The sequence below is a fragment of the Streptomyces sp. NBC_00250 genome (genome assembly GCF_036192275.1).
GTDB lineage: Bacteria > Actinomycetota > Actinomycetes > Streptomycetales > Streptomycetaceae > Streptomyces.
Genome location: NZ_CP108088.1, coordinates 2,224,390 through 2,242,752, shown reverse-complemented (window position 1 = coordinate 2,242,752; position 18,363 = coordinate 2,224,390). Strand labels below are relative to the sequence as shown.

Below are 18,363 nucleotides of genomic sequence, written 5' to 3'. Positions count from 1 at the left end.
CCTCCGGCGGCGCGACCCGGATCTTCCCAGGACATTCACCGGAGGCATTCGTTCCGTTGGTGACCTGGCGGGAAACGGCCACGGCGCATTCCCGCCTCGCCCATCATCCCTGTACGGCCCTCACCTCTGCCAATGTGGCGCCACCGCAGCACTAACAGCCTCCGGAAACGGGTGTCTTGTGCCCTTTTTCCGGAATCAGATGGGGAGAGCGATGCGCCCGATTTCGCGTACGGCCCTGGGGGCGGCGACCGCCGTCGTCCTGGCCGTCACCGCGGTCGCGCCGTCCATGGCGAATGAGCCGCAGGACGACACGGCCGGCAAGCGACCGCTGGTAGGCAGCGAGGCCTCGGCCCGCGCCGGGGACCGGCCCGTCACGGTGACCCTGGTCACCGGAGACCGCGTCGTGGTCACCCGCGACGCCGACGGCAACCCCTCCGCCACGGCCCTGCCGCGCGAGGACGGAACCGTCCCCCTGGTCCAGACCCGCCGCTCCGGCCAGGACCTGTACGTCTACCCCGAGGACGCCACCGACGCGCTCGCCGCGGGCCGCGTCGACGAGGAACTCTTCAACGTCACCGGGCTGGTCCGCCAGGGCTACGACGACGACGCCACCACCACGCTTCCGCTCATCGCGGTCTACGGCTCCGACCTCGCCCGCTCCGTGCCCGCCGCCCCGCGCGGTGCCGAGCGCGGCCAGGTCCTCAAGACCGTCGACGGCGTCGCACTCAAGGCGGAGAAGAAGCAGGCCGCCACCTTCTGGGCCGAGCTGAACGCCCCCGTCGCCCGCTCCGCCTCCGGGATCAAGAAGCTCTGGCTCGACCGCAAGGTCCAGGCCACCCTGGAGCGCTCGACGAAGCAGGTCCACGCCCCCGAGGCCTGGGCCGCCGGCTACGACGGCACCGGGACCAAGGTCGCCGTCCTCGACACCGGCGCCGACGCCGAGCACCCCGACCTCAAGGGCCGCATCGTCGCCGCGGAGAACTTCACCGACTCCGACACCGCCGACGACCGCCAGGGCCACGGCACCCATACGATCTCGACCGTCGGCGGCTCCGGCGCCGCGAGCGGCGGCGCGAAGAAGGGCGTCGCGCCCGGCGCGGAGCTCCTCAACGGCAAGGTCCTCAACGACTCCGGCTCCGGCGCCACCTCGTGGATCATCGCCGGCATGGAGTGGGCCGTCGCGCAGGGCGCCGACGTCGTCTCCATGAGCCTCGGCAACCCCGCCCCCACCGACTGCACCGACCCGATGAGCGTCGCCGCCGAGGAACTCGCCCAGAACAAGGGCACGTTGTTCGTCATCGCCGCCGGAAACTCGGGCCCGACCCTCAACACGGTCTCCTCGCCCGGCTGTGCGCCCAGCGTCCTCACCGTCGGCGCCACCGACCGCGACGACTCCACCGCGTACTTCTCCAGCCGCGGCCCGACGATCGTCAACCACACCCTCAAGCCCGAGATAGCCGCGCCCGGCGTGAACATCTCCGCCGCGGCCGCCGGCGGCCGGGGCGTGTACGCCTACCAGTCCATGTCCGGTACGTCGATGGCCACCCCGCACGTCGCGGGCGCCGCCGCCATCGTCAAGCAGCGCCACCCCGACTGGACCGCCCAGCAGATCAAGGCCGCCCTCGTCTCCTCCGCCGAGAGCGACCTCCCCGGCGACGTCCGCGAGGTCGGCGGCGGCCGCCTCGACGTCAAGTCGGCCATCGACCAGACGGTCCTCGGCGCCTCCGCCGTCCAGGGCGGCACCTTCAACTGGCCGCAGGACAGGACCGACCGCACCACGGTGTCCGTCCCGTACACCAACACCTCCGACGCCCCGGTCACCCTGAACCTGGCCGTCGAGAAGGTCACCGGCAACGACGGCTCCCGCGTGCGGAGTTCGGTCGCCCGCCTCGGCCAGGGCACCGTCACCGTCCCGGCCGGCGCGACCGTCCAGGTCCCGCTGGAGCTCGCCCCCGACGCCGCCCTCGACCGCGCCCAGTACGGCGACGTCACCGGCCGCGTGATCGCCACCGGCAAGGGCGGCCTCCACGTCTCCACCCCGTTCTCCCTCTACGTGGAGCCCGAAACCGTCACCCTCCGCGTCAAGCTGATCGACCGTCAGGGCAAGCCCGCCTCCGGCGCCTCGTCCCTCGACGTCATCGGCACCGACGTCGCGAGCGGCGAGCGCCGCTTCAACGAGGGCGCCGCCGACCAGGTCTACCGCCTGCGCCCCGGCAGCTACTTCCTCTCCTCCTTCGTCACCAGCCCCGACGTCGAAGAGGGCGCCAAGCTGACCGACTCGCTCAGCTACCTCGGCCGCCCGCAGCTGGAGCTGAAGAAGGACACCACCGTCGTCCTCGACGCCCGCAAGGCCCACAAGCTGTCGGTGAAGACCGACAAGCCCGGCGAACTCCGCGGCGCCACCCTCGCGTTCTCCCGCTCCTGGGACGACTTCTGGCTGCACGCCGGCACCGCCGCCGGACCCCGTACCATCCGCGGCTACTACGCCTCGGTCGAAGGTGCCGCCGACGAGGGCGACTTCGAGTTCGGCAGCTACTGGCGCACCGCGGCCCCGCTGATCACCTCGCTGCGCACCACCGACGGTCTGACCCTGCACCCGCTCACCGCCTCCACCGGCTCCGACAACCTCGACGGCACCGGCTCCGCCCGGCTCGTCGACGCGGGTGCCGGCACCCCGGACGAGCTGAAGGCCGCCGGCGTCCAGGGCCGCATCGCCCTCGTCCGACTGCCCGACGACTCCACCGCCGCGGGCGCCCTCGCCCGTGACGCCAAGGCCGCCGGCGCCGTCGCCGTGATCGTCCACCACTCGACACCCGAACGCTGGTACCCGGGCGGCTCGTTCACCGGCCTCGGCCTGCCCGTCCTGTCCGTCCCGTCCGGCGAGGCGGCGGCCCTCCGCGGCAAGCTGGCGGCCGGTGAGGTCACGCTCGACTGGAAGGCCACCGCGAAGAGCCCGTACTCCTACAACCTGGCCTTCCCCGAGTCCGGCTCCGTCCGCGACGAGAAGACCTACCGCGTCCAGGACTCCCGTCTCGGCCGCAAGGACGCCCGCTACGGCTCGGCCGGGATCGCCGCCGACTTCATGTACTTCGCGGACGCCTACCGCCCGAACGGCACCCGCGTCACCTTCGGCTCCCTGGAGAGCGTCCCGGCGCCCGGCAGCCGCACCGAGTACTACACGGGCGGCGACACCGCCTGGGCCGAGATGGTCGGCAGCAGCTTCCCGTTCGGCGAACTGATGATCGGCACCGCGCACACCTACAAGTCCGGCGAGAAGCGCACCGAGAACTGGTACGACGGCGTCATCGCCCCCACCGCCCCCCGCGACGCCACCGGCAAGCCGGTCCTCGCCGCCGAGCGCCAGGGCAACTACATCGGCTTCTCCGCCGCCATGTGGGGCGACAGCACCCACTACGCCGAGGCCGGTTCCTTCGGTGACATCGGCAACCTGAGCCTCAGCCGCGACGGTGAGCTCCTCGGGCAGAACGGCTGGCCGTTCGGCGCCTTCGAGGTACCGGCCGAAGCCGGGACGTACACGCTCGAACAGAACACCATGAAGATCGGCAGCAAGGTGTGGGCCCGCTCCACGTCCGTCAACTCGGTGTGGAAATTCACCTCCAAGCTTGACGAGAGCGTCTATTCTCAGGGCATCCCGATTCTCTTCCCCCGGTACGACCTTCCGGAGGACGGACTCAAGACCCTCGCCGCGACCGACGGCCAGCACATCGGCCTCACCGCGACGGGTCACGCGGGCTACACCCCCGCAGCGCTCACCTCGGCCAAGCTCTCGTACTCCTACGACGGGGGTACGACCTGGACCGAAGCGCGGGTCTCTCAGCAGGGCGGCAACTGGACCGCGACCGTGAACCACACGGGCGCGACCGGCAAGCCGGTCACCCTGAAGACCGAACTGACGGACGCCAACGGCAACTCCGTCACCCAGACCGTGGTCCGCGCCTACGACGTGCGCTGATCACGCCGGTCCGCCGGACGTCCTTCCCGTGGGGGGTGGGGCCGTCCGGCGGACCACCCATTTGCAGCAACGGTTTTCCTGATGTCCCGTTTTCGGGCGCCCCGCGCGGTGGACAATAAGGGCATGACTCAGCAGGGGGACGACAACTGGTGGGACAAGCTCTACGACGAGTCGGCGCCGGACACGGCCCCGACGGCGTCGGGTGACACACTCGACGACCACTTCACGACGGCGACGAGGGCCACGACGGACCCGCCGACACGGGAGTCGGCGCCCAGCGCCTCGTCCGGCCCGGCACCCGTGCCGGACCCGCGCCCGGCGTCACAGAGTCCGGCCGCACAGAGTCCGGCCGCACAGGGCCCGGACCCCACGCCCGCCCCGCCCCGCAGGACGCCGGACCCGTGGGGCGCGACGGCCGGCCCCGCCCCGGCCCCGCCGCACGCGCCACCCGGGACGGGCGGACCGCCGAACCCGGCCAGGGCCCCGAGCGCGCCTTCCACGCCGCCGCCCCCGCCCACCGCGCAGGGCCCCTCTTCCGCGCCGCACACCCCGCCACCGGCCCCCGCCGCGCCACCCGCGCCGTGGGAGGTACGGCAGGAAGGGCCGCAGACCTTTGCCGCGCCGCCGCCTCCCCCTCCTTCGCCGCCCGCGCCGCCCGTCGAGGTGCCCACCGTCCAGGTGCAGGTGCCCCCGGTCCCGCCCCGGCAGGACCCGGAGTTCGAGCCCGAGCCCGAACCGGGGTTCGAGGACCGGGACCGTGCCGGCTCCGGCTCCGGCTCCGAAGCCGACCTCACCGTCGAGGTCTCCGTGCCCCGGCCCCGTACCGGATACGTCGGCAGCAGGCCCCCCACCTACGAGCCCGAGCCGACCGCACTGCCCGTCGCCCGGCCCGGGGAGCTCGGCGAGCTGGTGTCCGACACCGTGCTCGACGGGGCCCGTTACGGCACTTGCACCCTCCGGGCCGCCTCCGTACGCGGCGACTCCGCGCGCTACCGGGGCGAGCCCCGCCGCGACGCCCTGCTCACCGCCCGCTTCGGCCACGACGAGACCGCGCTCGTCCTCGTCGCCGTCGCCGCCGGGTCCCGCGCCGCCGAGGACGCCCATCTCGCCGCCGCCGACGCCTGCCAGTGGATCGCCGAGGCCGTCTGCCGCAGTCATGCCCGGCTCTCCGAGGACATCAGGTCCGGCCGCCGCGGCGACCTCAAGTCGGGACTGCACCGGCTGACCGACCGTACGTACGGAAAGCTCCGCACCCGCGCCGCCGAGCGCGGCCTCGCCCCCGACGAGTACACCGCGACGCTCCGCTGTCTGCTCGTCCCCGCCGACCCCGACTGCCGCACCCGGGTCTTCTTCGGCATCGGCGGCGGTGGGCTCTTCCGGCTCCGTGACGGCTCCTGGCAGGACATCGAACCGCTCCTGCCCGAACAGGCCGCCGTCACCGGCGCCCCCGTCCTCGGCTTCGGCTCCCCGCCCACCACCGCCGCCGAAGAGACCGAGGAGGGCGACCGGCTCACCATGGACCTCGGCATCACGACCGCCCCGGGGCCGCTCGTCGAGGAGCCCGTGCCGCCGCCCGCCGAGCCGTTCCGCTTCCGAGCGTCCGTCGCCCGCCCCGGCGACACCCTGCTCCTCGCCTCGCCCGGCCTCGCCGAACCGATGCGCGGCGAACCCGCCCTCGCCCGCGAGCTCGCCGCCCGCTGGGGCGCAGCCGAGGCGCCCGGCCTCGCCGCGTTCCTCGCCGACACCCAGCTGAGGGTGACCGGTTACGCCGACGACCGTACGGGGGTGGGCGTCTGGGAGGCGTAATCCACCGGGCGCAACCCGCCGGGCCATGTGTTGATGGAGCCATGGCCAAACAGAACGTGGCGGAACAGTTCGTCGACATCCTCGTGCGCGCGGGAGTCCGGCGCCTGTACGGCGTCGTCGGTGACAGCCTGAACCCGGTCGTCGACGCGATCCGCCGGACCCCCTCGCTCGACTGGATCCAGGTGCGGCACGAGGAGGTCGCGGCCTTCGCCGCCGGGGCCGAGGCCCAGATCACCGGCCGGCTCGCCGCCTGCGCCGGCTCCTGCGGCCCGGGGAACCTGCACCTCATCAACGGCCTGTACGACGCCCATCGCTCGATGGCCCCCGTCCTGGCCCTCGCCTCGCACATCCCGTCCAGCGAGATCGGCCTGGGCTACTTCCAGGAGACCCACCCCGACCGGTTGTTCCGCGAGTGCAGTCACTACAGCGAACTCATCTCCAACCCGAAGCAGATGCCCCGGCTGCTCCACACGGCGATCCAGCACGCCGTCGGCCGCGGCGGCGTCAGCGTGGTCTCGCTGCCCGGCGACATCGCCTCCCAGTCGGCCCCGGAGAAGGCGGTGGAGACGGCGCTCGTCACCACCCGGCCGACCGTCCGCCCGGGGGACGCCGAGATCGACGCCCTGGTGCGGATGATCGACGCGGCCGACCGGGTGACGCTCTTCTGCGGCAGCGGTACGGCCGGGGCGCACGCCGAGGTGATGCAGTTCGCCGAGCGGATCAAGTCTCCGGTCGGCCATGCCCTGCGCGGCAAGGAGTGGATCCAGTACGACAATCCGTACGACGTCGGCATGAGCGGACTGCTCGGCTACGGCGCCGCCTACGAGGCCACCCATGAGTGCGATCTGCTGATCCTGCTCGGCACCGACTTCCCGTACAACGCCTTCCTGCCCGACGACGTCAAGATCGTGCAGGTGGACGTCCGGCCCGAGCACCTCGGCCGCCGGTCCCGGCTCGACCTGGCCGTCTGGGGAGACGTCCGCGAGACCCTGCGCTGTGTGGCCCCGCGCGTCCGCGCCAAGAGCGACCGCCGCTTCCTCGACAAGATGCTGAAGAAGCACGCCGACGCCCTCGAAGGCGTCGTCAAGGCCTACACCCGCAAGGTCGAGAAGCACGTTCCGATCCACCCGGAGTACGTCGCCTCCGTCATCGACGAACTGGCCGACGGAGACGCCGTGTTCACCGTGGACACCGGCATGTGCAACGTCTGGGCGGCCCGCTACCTCAGCCCCAACGGGCGGCGCAGGATCATCGGTTCGTTCAGTCACGGCTCCATGGCGAACGCGCTGCCGCAGGCCATCGGCGCGCAGTTCACCGACCGGAACCGGCAGGTCGTCTCGCTCTCCGGCGACGGCGGATTCTCCATGCTGATGGGCGACTTCCTCACCCTCGTGCAGTACGACCTGCCGGTGAAGGTGATCGTCTTCAACAACTCCTCGCTCGGCATGGTCGAGCTGGAGATGCTGGTCTCCGGACTCCCCTCGTACGGAACGACGAACAAGAACCCGGACTTCGCGGCCATCGCCCGCGCCGCCGGTGCCTACGGCGTACGGGTCGAGAAGCCCAAGCACCTGACGAGCGCCCTCAAGGACGCCTTCAGACACAAGGGCCCGGCCCTGGTGGACGTCGTCACCGACCCCAACGCGCTCTCCATCCCGCCGAAGATCAGAGCCGACATGGTCACCGGCTTCGCCCTCTCCGCCAGCAAGATCGTCCTGGACGGGGGAGTGGGCCGGATGGTGCAGATGGCACGGTCCAACCTGCGCAACGTGCCCCGACTCTGAGGGAATGCGGGCGTTTTGGCGGGGCATGCATCCCCGTGAGCCTGTTCGACGCGATCTGTGGGTGGGGGTTATGGCCGGGGAGGCACGACAGCCGACTCAACTGCTCAGAAAGGTGGGATGCGCAGATCTCACCGCGGTGCCGGAGGTGCGACATGCCCTGCGTGAACTGCTGCGGAAGTGGGGCGGACCGGGCGCCTCCGACGTGGCGGAGCTGCTCACCAGCGAACTGGTGACCAACGCCCTGATCCACACCGAGCACGGCGCCGTCGTGACCGCGACGGTCGTGCCCGAGCAGCTGAGGGTCGAGGTCCGTGACTTCGTCCCCGGACTCGCGCCACCGCACGTACCGCGCGCCGACGACGGTACGCACGGCAGAGGACTCGTCCTCGTCGAGGCCCTGGCCGACTCCTGGGGGGTCGAGGACCACGAGGTCGGCAAGGTGGTGTGGTTCGAACTGAACGGCGGGGCCGCCTGAGAGGCGGCCCCGCCGGTCTGCGGAGGGGTGCTCAGCCGAACTGCTGCTCCAGATCCTTGAGCTTGCGCTCAAGGGAGTCGAGCCGGGGCAGCGTCTGGGTGTCGTCCTCCGCGGTGAGGTCCACCGTCCGGGAGTCACCCGTCTGGATGTCACGGCCTCTGACGGCCTGGAGGGAGGGCCGGGGTCGAAGCGGCAGTTGTCCCGGGTCCGCTATGGCGGGTTCCGCGACGGCGGCCTGTACGGACGCCGTGGCGGAACCCGAACCCGACCCGGTGCCGGACCCCGAACCCGGGCCCGTACCGGAACCTGCCGCGGCGTTCAGCGCCGCCATCTCCACCTGACGGCCGCCGCCCCTGCCGAGCCCGAAGGCGCGGTGCTGGCGGTTGATCGCCTTCAGCCGTGCCCGGTCGAGCTTGACCTGGTCGCGCCGACGGATGCGGTTCTGCTCCTTCTCCCGCCGGTCCTCGCGCACCTCGTCGACGGCCTCGTCCAGGGTCCGTACGCCCTCCAGCAGCATCAGCGACCAGGCGGCGAACGTCTCCCGGGGCGCCCTCATCCACCGCACGATCCGGATCTGCGGCAGCGGGCGGGGCACCAGGCCCTGCTCGCGCAGCGCGGCCCTGCGGGTCTGCTTGAGGGCCCGGTCGAAGAGGACCGCCGCCGAGAGGGACATGCCCGCGAAGAACTGCGGGGCGCCGTCGTGGCCGAGGCCTCGCGGTGCGTGCACCCAGTTGAACCAGGCCGCCGCGCCCGCGAACAGCCAGACGAGCAGACGCGAGCCGAGCGCCGCGTCGCCGTGGCTCGCCTCGCGGACCGCGAGCACCGAGCAGAACATGGCGGCGCCGTCGAGGCCGAAGGGGACGAGGTACTCCCAGCCCCCGGTGAGATTGAGGTTCTGCCGGCCGAAGCCGACGAGTCCGTGGAAGGACAGTGCCGCGGCGACCGCGGCACAGCAGAAGAGGAGGACGTAGGAAGCGGTGCCGTACACGGCTTCCTTGCGTCTGCGGCGCTCCTCACTGCGTTCCCAGGAGTCCTCGGCCGCGGCCTGGTCACCGGCGCGCTTCCCGCGCGCGAGCACCGCCACCGCCGTCAGGACTCCGGCCACCATCACGCCACCCGGAAGCAGCCAGTCCAGCGATATGTCGGTCAGTCTCATGCGGTGTCCCTTGCATCGCAGTAGGGCGTTTGGCGGCCCATACTGGCCGACCCCGTGGGGCGCTCAAGGGGTTTCCGGGCAAGAGCACGCCATCGGGGCGCCACGGCATACGAATAGGTGCGATCTGGTCGAACGCCCATACAGGGAACGGGAATCGAGTTCGATTTACGCCACCCTTCCGGGTGGCGTAACCACTCGGGAGCCTCAGGCGGTCGCGGTGAGCCGACGGACCCGCTCGGCGTCGCACGTACGCGGGCAGGTGATGCAGGTGTCCTCGGGCCGCAGCGTGTAGAAGAAGCAGCAGGTCGCCCGGTCGCGCGTGGCGCGCGGGGCGCCGTCCGGCCCCTCCGTGCCCGCCAGTTCACGGAAGCCCGCCGCGCCCGCGTACGGCTTGTACGGCTTGGCGGTGCCCGGCATCAGGAGGTCGAGCTCGGCCATCGCCCGGCGCTCCTCGCCGAGCAGGGCACCGACGTACCAGAGGCCCTCGACGATCTCGTCCGTGGCCATCCCCCACAGGGCACGACGGCCGCGCCGCATCCGGGAGCCGAAGCCGTCGAGGATCGCCTCGAAGTGCTCGGCGAGCGAGGCGCGCACCTCGGCCCGCAGCGCGTCCTCGTCGGCGACCACCCGGGCGCCGGGCAGCGCCGCCGCGGGGTCGCCCGGCAGGCAGGCGAACTCCTCCACGCGCACCGCCATCCGCCCCAGCGCACGCTGGAAGGAGACGTTCCGTGCGGGCAGCCGGGGCACCCTGCGGTCCAGGAACCAGGGGACGGTGACGAGGAGACAGGCCGGCCAGGCGTACCGGTGCAGTCCGAAGCTGGCGACGACGTCGGGGCGGGCCTGGGTGCCGTAGTCGCGCAGCACCTGCGCGTTGTCCCAGGCGAGGAAGGCGTCGAGGTCGGGGCCGCCGGCCGCGAGCTCCTCCGCGCCGACCCAGCCCGCGCCGCGCGGCAGCCGCTCACCCCGGACGTGTTCCTCTATCCGGAGGTGGGGGAAGACCTCGGCGAGCCGGGCGTAGGCAGCCGCGACGGGCGAGGTCGAAGAGGCGGGCAACAGAGCGGGGACGGTCATGCGGACCACCGAATCGCGAGCGTTGGCAGGTTAGCCTTACCTTACCCGATTCGGGGTCACCTCTCACCACCGGCCCGAGGCCCCCACCAGCGAGGCAGTCCTCACACCCCTGATGTCGGTCCGTTCGCCTATGGTGCACAGAGGACCCGCGCGACGCGAGCGGGGACCGGTTCGAGGCCGCAGGAGGACCCGGGTGGAGCAGGGCGCAGCGCGCGAGCGGGCGACGGAGAGGCCGTCCCCGCCCTTCGGCGACGACGCCGCCCGCGTCCCGGAACAGGCCCGACCCCACGAGTACGCGCGGGGCGAGCACACCCACGGCGAACCGGCCGCCCCCGCCCCTGCCTCCCGCGTCGTACGGCACTCCGTGCGCGGCCAGATCCTCGACGCCCTCCGTACCGCCCTCGTCGGCGGCGAGCTCGTCCCCGGCGAGGTGTACTCCGCGCCCGCCCTCGGTGAGCGTTTCGGCGTCTCGGCCACCCCGGTCCGTGAGGCCATGCAACGCCTCGCTGTCGAAGGCGCCGTCGAGGTCGTGCCGAACCGCGGGTTCCGCGTCACCGAGCGGACCCCGCGCGAACTCGCCGAACTCGCCGAGATCCGCGCGCTCATCGAGGTCCCCGTCATGCTGCGGCTCGCCCGCACGGTCCCGGCCGCCCGCTGGGCCGAGCTCCGCCCGCTCGCCGAGGCGACCTCGACCGCCGCCGCCCGGGGCGACCGCGCCCACTACGCCGAGGCCGACCGGGCCTTCCACCGGGCCGTCCTCTCCCTCGCGGGGAACGAGCAACTGCTCGCCGTCGCCGACGACCTCCACCGCCGCTCCCAGTGGCCCCTGATCAGCGCACCCGCCGTCCGCCACGGTGTGCTCGTCGCAGACGCCGCCGAGCACACCGCCCTGCTCGACGCCCTGATCGCCCACGACCTCCCGGTCGTGGAAGCCCTCGTCCGCGAACACTTCACCGGCTCGAACACCTGACCTCTGCGGCCCGCTAAGGTTGATGATCATGTCGATCGGCCGAGCCACACGGGGAGTCAGGATGAAGACGGGGATACGAGGGATGGCCGTCGCGGCGGTTCTGTCGATCGCGCTCACGGGATGCGGGGACGGTGACGGAACCGATGCGGTCGCGGGGGGCGCGGAGGGCAAGGACAAGGTGCAGTCGGTCTCGCTGGACGCGACCGGGCTGATCAACGCCCTGCCGGTGGCGTCCGAGTTCAGCGACGGCACGTACACCGGCGGCGACCCCGAGCTGGTCCCGGAGGCCGAGGCCATGAAGTTCTGCGCCGACAGGCTGGAGGACGTGGCCTGCGCCGGAGTGAAGGCCGCGAGCATCAAGGACCTGGTCCTGGCCGGCTCCTCCTCGGACGAGGGGGTCTCCTTCATGCTCTACACCTTCGGCACGGAGGCGGAGGCGACCGCCGTACTGAAGGCGGTGGAGAAGAAGAGGAAGGCGTCGACGGGCGAGGCCGGCACCTTCACGCCGGTGAAGGCCGAGACCGGGGCCGACGAGACGTACGCCTTCGAGCGGGACGGCTACGTCGGTGTCTACATGCGCGTCGGCACCGTGGTGTCCTACGCGAGCACCAATCGGTTCGGACCGGAGAGGGCGGAGCGCGCCGCCCAGGTCCAGGTCGGCCGGCTCAAGCTCGTCGCGGGCGGCGGCAACCCCGACCTCTGACCCGCCCCGAGAATCCCGCGGAAGCTCCCGGGAGACCGCCTCCGCCGACGGGGCGGCCCCCGGGGCCCGCGCCCACTAAGGTCATGGGCGACAGCCGCCCGTACCGCGTCGCCCGTGAGGTGCCTCATGCCGTCCGCGACCCCGTCCCCGGCATGGGACGGACGCCGACCCGCCACCGGTACGGAAGCCGAGGCCACGGCCCTGCTCGGCTGGCTGACCGACCCCGAGGCGCCCCGGCTCTGCCTCGTCACCGGTGCCCCCGGCAGCGGCAAGACGGCGCTGCTCGGCTGGTTCGCCAAGCACGGCCCGCGGGCCGGCCGGCCGCGCCGCCGCACGGCCCGGGTTCTCGTCCCGCTGGCCGGACAGAGCGCGCTCGGCGCGACCTGGACGATCGCCGACCGCCTCGGGGTGGTGGCGAGGGCGCCCGGCGACCTCGTGCACGCCCTGGCCACCAGCGAGGCCCGGCCCGCCGGACGCCCGGTCCTCCTCCTCACGGACCTCCACGCCGCCGCCGAACCCGCCGCGCTCACCGAGCTGATCGCCGAGCTCGCGGGTGTCGGCCGGGTCCGTCTCGTGGTCGAGGCCCGCAGCGGCACCCCGGCTCCCGCCGCCCTGCGGACCGACCGGCGGGTGGCCGTCGTGGACCTCGACGGCGACCCCGACGCCGTCGTCGTCGGCGCCCCGGAGCGGGACCGGCCGCCGCCGGACCTCTCCGACCCGGTGGCCGTCTGCACGGCCGACCCGCTGCACGTCACCACGGCGTACGTCACCGGGGCGGCCGCCGCCGGACTCCCGGGCACGCTCGACGGCCCCGAGGCACCCGCCCGGCCCGGCGAGGACGCCGCCGAGGACCACGGCGGGCTACGGGCCGCCTGGATGCGGGCCGGTCAGTCCCTCTGCCGCGAACAGACCCCGGCGGAGCGGGCGTTGGTACTGCTCTCGGCGCTCGGCGACGGTGCCGACCCCCGGCTGCGCCCGGCGCTCGCCGAGCTCGCCGAGGGTGCGGCCTGGCGGCTCCGCTGGGCCCGGCACCGCGGCGATCTGACCCCGCCCTGGCCGGGTCCCGTCACCGTCCTCGGCGCGGCGGGCGGGCCGCTGGAGGGGACCCTGCTCGTCGGCGACCGCACCGGCGCCGTACGGCTGCTCCACGAGGCCGACGCGAGTCCGGCCGGACGCCTCGCGCACACCGTTCCCGGCCGGGTCACCGCGCTCGCACCCGCGCCCGACGGGACGGTCCTGCTCCTGGACGACCGGGGGAGACTGCACACCGTACGGGGGGCGGCGCCCAGGGCCCCGTACCTGGAGCGGCTCACCGAGGCCGTTTCGACGACCCTGGCCCGTCACCCGGGCACGGCCCTCGCGGCGATCGCCGGTTCGGTCGTGGTGGGGGACCGGCTCGGCTCCGTGCACGCCTTCGGTCTGCGGGGCCTGCACCAGGCCGCCTCGCACAGCGGCCGGGTCACGGCGGTCTCGGCGGTGGAGTCCGAGACCCCGTTCGTCTGCTCCGGCGGCGTGGACGGAACGGTCCGGCTTTGGACCCCGGGCCGTGACCCGCGCCCCGAACCCCTCGCCGAACGCCCCTCGCCGGTGGTCTCCCTGCACGCGACGGAGACCCCGCACGGTCCGCTGGTCGCCGTCGCCTGGGGCGACGGTCTCGTCGAACTCCACCGCCCGGAGGGCGGCCGGACGCTCTCGTTCCGTCCGGGCCCCCCGGTCCGTGCGGTCGCCGTCACCGGCGCGGGCTCCCTGCTCATCGGAACCGACGAGAGCCTGGTGTGTCTCGCGCCGAAGCGCCCTTCCTCCTGACGTACCGTCACCAACCCCTCAGGGGGCGGTGGTTCAGGCCGTCCGCGGTGTCAGCTGGCTCGCGAGCCAGGTCGGCACCCCGCCCAGGAGGCGGAAGAGACGGCGGGCCTCGGCGCGCAGGCGACCCGCCTCCGGTTCCGTCTCGGTGGTGGCGAGCGCGGTGAGGGCCGGGGCCGTACCGACCAGGTAGCCCAACTCCTCGCGGATCCTGAGCGATTCCGCGAAGCCGTGCCGCGCCTCCGCCAACTCGCCCTCCCGCAGGGCCAGTCCGGCCAGATGCCGCCAAGTGGAGGAGAGCAGCAGCGAGTCGCCCTGCGCGGTGGCCCCGGCATGCGCCCTGCGGTACGCGGCGTGGGCCGCCTGCGGGGAGTCGCCGAGGTTCTGTGCGATGAGCCCGCGCCGCAGGTCGAGCAGCGGCCGGCCCTCGGCGGAGGGGGCGATCAGGGCCGCCGCCCGGCCCAGTGCCATCCGCGCCTCGTCGGCCCGGTCGCGTACCCCCAGAAGCGTCGACGCGTAGGCGAGATAACCGCGTTCACACGCGGCGGCGCCCCGTTCCTCGTCCGTGCCGGCCACCGCTTCGGCCGCCCTGAGCGCCTCCTCGGCGTCGGCCCAGCCCTGTTCGGTGTAGAGGCAGCGCTCGATCAGCAGCGCGGCCCGTTCGAGTGCGGCGGCCGGTTCGTTCGCGTGCGGTGCGAGCAGCGCCGCCGCGTCCGTCCAACACCCTCGGGAGCGGAGCCGCCATATGGCGGTCTCCACGGGAGTCTCCTTGCCGTAGGCGAGGGACGGATCTTCGCCGCCCCTTGATTCGGAACCAGACATGGCGGTGTCCGCCACATTGCCCTCCCCGAGCGCGCCATTGAGCTGTTGAGTGAGACCCGCATCTCAGCACGAAGGGCAGTACCTGGCCAAGGGGTCAGGTGAAAGAATTCACAAGACACCGGTACGGAGGGGCGCCGCAGTCCCGACCCCGGCCGACAGGCCGTCAGATCGCCGCAGGGCCAGTGATCAGGCCCCGGTGGGGGCCCGTCGGCCGACCCGGCCGACGGGCCCCCACCGGCCGGACGTCACTCCACCGGACTCGCCCGAAAGGGTGAATCCGCGTCGGAGTTCCCCGCTCGTCCGATCAGCTCATCCGAAGGGCGAGGAAGAAGTCGAGCTTGTCCTCCAGACGGGACAGATCACGGCCGGTGAGCTGCTCGATCCGGCCCACCCGGTAACGCAGCGTGTTCACGTGCAGGTGGAGGCGGGTCGCACAGCGGGTCCAGGAGCCGTCGCAGTCCAGGAAGGCCTCCAGGGTCGGGATCAGCTCCGCACGGTGCCGGCGGTCGTAGTCGCGCAGCGGGTCGAGCAGCCGGGCCGTGAACGCGCGCCGGACGTCGTCCGGCACGAACGGCAGCAGCAGGACGTGCGAGGCCAGCTCGTGGTGACCGGCGGCGCAGACCCGGCCCGGGCGGGCCGCGGCGACCCGGCGGGCGTGCCTGGCCTCCTCCAGGGCCCCGCGCAGGCCCTCCGCCGAGTGCACGGCCGCGCTGACGCCGAGGGTGAGCCGCCCGTCGTCGGCGAGACCGGCCGACAGCGGAGCGCGCACGGCCGCGAGCAGCGCGTCCGCGTGCAGGCCCAGCGCGGTGGCCGGGCCCTCGTCCTCGCTGTCCGGCAGCGGCCCCGCGGCCAGCGGGACCAGGGCGATGGCCTCGTCGCCGCTGTGCGCGACGGCGATCCGGTCGGCGGACTCGGCGCCCACGGTCGCCGGGTCGACGAGGATCTCCTCCAGGAGGGCCTGGGCGACCGGGCCGGCGTCCACCGGGGAGCTCTGACCGGCTTCCTGCTCCCACTCGACCCTGGCGACGACCACCTGCCAGTGCGGGGCCGTGCCGAGGCCGGGCAGCAGCACCGGGGCCGCGACCCGCAGCCTGGCCGCGATCTCGGCGGGCGCGGCGCCCGTCTGCACCAGCTCCAGGACCTCCTGGGCGAGCCGGCGCCGTACCGTACGGGCCGCGTCGCGCCGGTCCCGCTCGACGGCGATCAGCTGCGTGACGCCCTGGAGCAGGTCCAGTCGGGCGGCCGGCCAGTCCCCGGCGTCCGCCTCGACGGCGAGCAGCCAGTCCGAGAGGACCGTCTCGCGCACGTCACGGGAGGCGGGGGCGGCACCCCGGCCGGTGTTGCGGATCGGGAACAGGGAGTACGCCGTCCCGCCGGTGCTCAGACGGTGCGGGCCGCGCCGTCCGGTCCGGGTGGCGGCCAGGTGCTCACCGGCCAGGGTGGCGGCGAGGGAGGCCGGGAGGGGCTCGCCGGCGCCCGCGATCTGGCGGCCGGTGGGGGAGAGGACCCAGGCCCGGAGGTCCAGGTCGGAGCCGAGCAGGTCGAGGACCACCTCGGGCCCGCCGCCCGCCGGTCCCGAGGTCATGAGCCGCCGGTGCCGGTCGACCACGGCCGCCAGGTCGCCGGCCCGCTCGCCGGAGACCTGTCGAACAACGTGCTCGGTGATCGTCGCGAAAGCAACGGACTCGTTCACCGCGAAGAGCGGCAGCCGATGGCGTGAACACGCCTCTACGAGATCATCGGGAATGTCGCCGAGCTCCGCCTCGCCGGCCGCGAGGGCCGCGACCCCGGCCGAGGCCAGGATGCGGGCGAAGGGCTCGGCGTCGGCGGGCTCCCGCAGCCAGGCGAGGCCGGTCAGCACCAGCTCGCCGCCTGACAGGTACCGGCTGGGGTCCTTGAGGTCCGTCGTCATCACGCCGCGGACGGTGCGGTCCAGCTCGTCCTCGCCGCCGAGCAGGCGCAGCCCGAGCGCGTCGTTCTCCAGCAGTGCGCGCAGCCGCATCGTGTCGCCGCCGTTCCTTCGTCAGTGGGTGGTGGGGTGTCCCGTTGTCGACGGTGGCGTGGGGCCACCGTTTCCAGGGGAAAACAGCGAGGTAACTGTTCCCCGCCTTTCGTTCGAATCTACAAGACGACGACGGGACCCAGCCAACTCCTTCATGTTTTCGGTGACTGCACCCGGGCGAGCGTGGGCTTGTGTACTAGGCCACACACCGCGTGAACAGCACATGAACGTGAAGTCGAGGACCGGCCGTCCCCCCGGAACCCTGCGCACGACCCCCGATCGCAAGAATCACTAGAAGAGAGCCACCATGGACTTCCTTCGCCCCGCCAGCTGGGAGGAGGCGCTCGCCGCCAAGGCAGAGCACCCCACGGCCGTGCCCCTTTCGGGTGGCACGGACGTCATGGTCGAGATCAATTTCGACCACCGGCGGCCCGAGTACCTCCTGGACCTGAACCGCATCGAGCTGCTGCGCGAGTGGGAGGTCGGCGAGGAGAACGTCCGCCTCGGCGCCGCCGTTCCGTACACCCAGATCATGGAGAACCTGCGGGCCGAGCTGCCCGGTCTCGCACTCGCCTCGCACACGGTCGCCTCCCCGCAGATCCGTAACCGCGGCGGCGTCGGCGGCAACCTCGGTACCGCGTCGCCCGCCGGCGACGCCCACCCGGCCCTGCTCGCCGCGGGCGCCGAGGTCGAGGTCGAGTCGGTGCGCGGCAGCCGGTTCATCCCCATCGACGAGTTCTACACGGGCGTGAAGCGCAACGCGCTCCAGCCCGACGAGCTCATCAAGACCGTCCACATCAAGAAGGCGGACGGCCCCCAGCAGTACTCCAAGGTCGGCACCCGCAACGCGATGGTCATCGCCGTCTGCGCCTTCGGCCTGGCCCTGCACCCGGAGACCCGGACGGTGCGTACCGGCATCGGTTCCGCCGCGCCGACCCCGATCCGCGCCAAGGAGGCCGAGGCCTTCCTGAACGCGGCTCTGGAGGAGGGCGGCTTCTGGGACAACGGCAAGATCATCACCCCGTCGATCGCGAAGCAGTTCGCCGACCTCTGCTCGGGCGCCGCCAACCCGATCGACGATGTCCGAGGCACCGCCAAGTACCGCCGTCACGCCGTCGGCATCATGGCCCGCCGCCAGCTCGGCTGGACCTGGGAGCAGTACCGCGGCAGCGGCCGCACGCTTGAGGGAGCTGCATAACCATGCGCGTCAATTTCACGGTCAACGGACGTCCGCAGGAAGCCGACGACGTCTGGGAGGGCGAGTCCCTCCTCTACGTCCTGCGTGAGCGGATGGGGCTCCCCGGCTCCAAGAACGCCTGCGAGCAGGGCGAGTGCGGTTCCTGCACGGTCCGCCTCGACGGAGTGCCCGTCTGTTCCTGTCTCGTCGCCGCCGGTCAGGTCGAGGGTCGCGACGTGGTCACCGTCGAAGGCCTCGCCGAGTTCGCCAAGGACCGCGCGGAGCACGCCGGTTGCGCCACCGGCACCTGCGGCACCTCGCTCGACGCCGCCAAGAAGTGGGAAGCCAAGCCGGGTCAGGACTCGCAGACCGGCGAGGGCGTCGAACTGTCCCCGATCCAGCAGGCGTTCATCGACGCCGGCGCCGTGCAGTGCGGCTTCTGCACCCCCGGTCTGCTGGTCGCGGCCGACGAGATGCTGGAGCGCAACCCGTCCCCGACGGACGCGGACATCCGCGAGGCGCTCTCCGGCAACCTCTGCCGCTGCACCGGTTACGAGAAGATCCTCGACGCGGTCCGCCTCGCGGCCGCTCGCCAGGAGCGTCAGGGAGAGGCGGTCTGAC

Annotated in this window: 13 protein-coding genes; 9 read left to right on the top strand and 4 right to left on the bottom strand. The window is 72.9% G+C overall.

What is annotated here, in order from left to right; all coding sequences use genetic code 11:
- The first annotated feature begins 211 nt into the window (after positions 1-211).
- From OG259_RS10070 to OG259_RS10055, 4 genes are all read left to right on the top strand, one after another.
- Complete coding sequence (locus OG259_RS10070; RefSeq protein ID WP_328941960.1) at positions 212-3,973, top strand: S8 family peptidase; 3,762 nt, start codon at positions 212-214, stop codon at positions 3,971-3,973.
- Between the two features lie 123 nt (positions 3,974-4,096).
- Positions 4,097-5,779, top strand: a complete 1,683-nt coding sequence (locus OG259_RS10065) for a protein phosphatase 2C domain-containing protein (RefSeq protein WP_328941959.1) — start codon at positions 4,097-4,099, stop codon at positions 5,777-5,779.
- A gap of 41 nt (positions 5,780-5,820) precedes the next feature.
- A complete protein-coding gene (locus OG259_RS10060; protein ID WP_328941958.1) occupies positions 5,821-7,563 on the top strand; it encodes a pyruvate dehydrogenase in 1,743 nt (580 codons plus the stop codon).
- A 70-nt stretch (positions 7,564-7,633) separates the two neighbouring features.
- Entirely contained in the window at positions 7,634-8,038 is a 405-nt protein-coding gene (locus OG259_RS10055; protein WP_328941957.1) for an ATP-binding protein, read from the top strand.
- 31 nt (positions 8,039-8,069) lie between these two features.
- On the opposite strand, the gene OG259_RS10050 is transcribed toward OG259_RS10055, so the two are convergent.
- Both OG259_RS10050 and OG259_RS10045 read right to left on the bottom strand, forming a co-directional pair.
- Positions 8,070-9,194 (bottom strand): DUF2637 domain-containing protein, encoded by a 1,125-nt coding sequence (locus tag OG259_RS10050; protein WP_328941956.1) that lies wholly within the window; start codon positions 9,192-9,194, stop codon positions 8,070-8,072.
- A 204-nt stretch (positions 9,195-9,398) separates the two neighbouring features.
- Positions 9,399-10,265: a (2Fe-2S)-binding protein gene (locus OG259_RS10045; RefSeq protein ID WP_328941955.1), complete on the bottom strand. Its 867-nt coding sequence runs from the start codon at positions 10,263-10,265 to the stop codon at positions 9,399-9,401.
- A gap of 193 nt (positions 10,266-10,458) precedes the next feature.
- Between OG259_RS10045 and OG259_RS10040 the strand changes: the two genes are divergently transcribed.
- From OG259_RS10040 to OG259_RS10030, 3 genes are all read left to right on the top strand, one after another.
- Positions 10,459-11,235, top strand: a complete 777-nt coding sequence (locus OG259_RS10040) for a GntR family transcriptional regulator (protein ID WP_328941954.1) — start codon at positions 10,459-10,461, stop codon at positions 11,233-11,235.
- 61 nt (positions 11,236-11,296) lie between these two features.
- Entirely contained in the window at positions 11,297-11,938 is a 642-nt protein-coding gene (locus tag OG259_RS10035) for a hypothetical protein (protein WP_328941953.1), read from the top strand.
- A 126-nt stretch (positions 11,939-12,064) separates the two neighbouring features.
- On the top strand, positions 12,065-13,744 hold the full coding sequence (locus OG259_RS10030; RefSeq protein ID WP_328941952.1) for a hypothetical protein: 1,680 nt from the start codon (positions 12,065-12,067) through the stop codon (positions 13,742-13,744).
- 33 nt (positions 13,745-13,777) lie between these two features.
- On the opposite strand, the gene OG259_RS10025 is transcribed toward OG259_RS10030, so the two are convergent.
- Positions 13,778-14,563 (bottom strand): hypothetical protein, encoded by a 786-nt coding sequence (locus tag OG259_RS10025; protein WP_328941951.1) that lies wholly within the window; start codon positions 14,561-14,563, stop codon positions 13,778-13,780.
- Positions 14,564-14,867: 304 nt separating this feature from the next.
- A complete protein-coding gene (locus OG259_RS10020; protein ID WP_328941950.1) occupies positions 14,868-16,565 on the bottom strand; it encodes a PucR family transcriptional regulator in 1,698 nt (565 codons plus the stop codon).
- Positions 16,566-16,872: 307 nt separating this feature from the next.
- Here OG259_RS10020 and OG259_RS10015 point away from each other — a divergent pair, with 307 nt between their 5' ends.
- Positions 16,873-17,763 (top strand): FAD binding domain-containing protein, encoded by an 891-nt coding sequence (locus OG259_RS10015; protein WP_055601527.1) that lies wholly within the window; start codon positions 16,873-16,875, stop codon positions 17,761-17,763.
- Between the two features lie 2 nt (positions 17,764-17,765).
- The gene (locus OG259_RS10010; protein WP_328941949.1) at positions 17,766-18,362 is read left to right on the top strand and encodes a (2Fe-2S)-binding protein; all 597 of its coding nucleotides are present in this window, start codon (positions 17,766-17,768) and stop codon (positions 18,360-18,362) included.
- The last annotated feature ends 1 nt before the right edge of the window (position 18,363 follow it).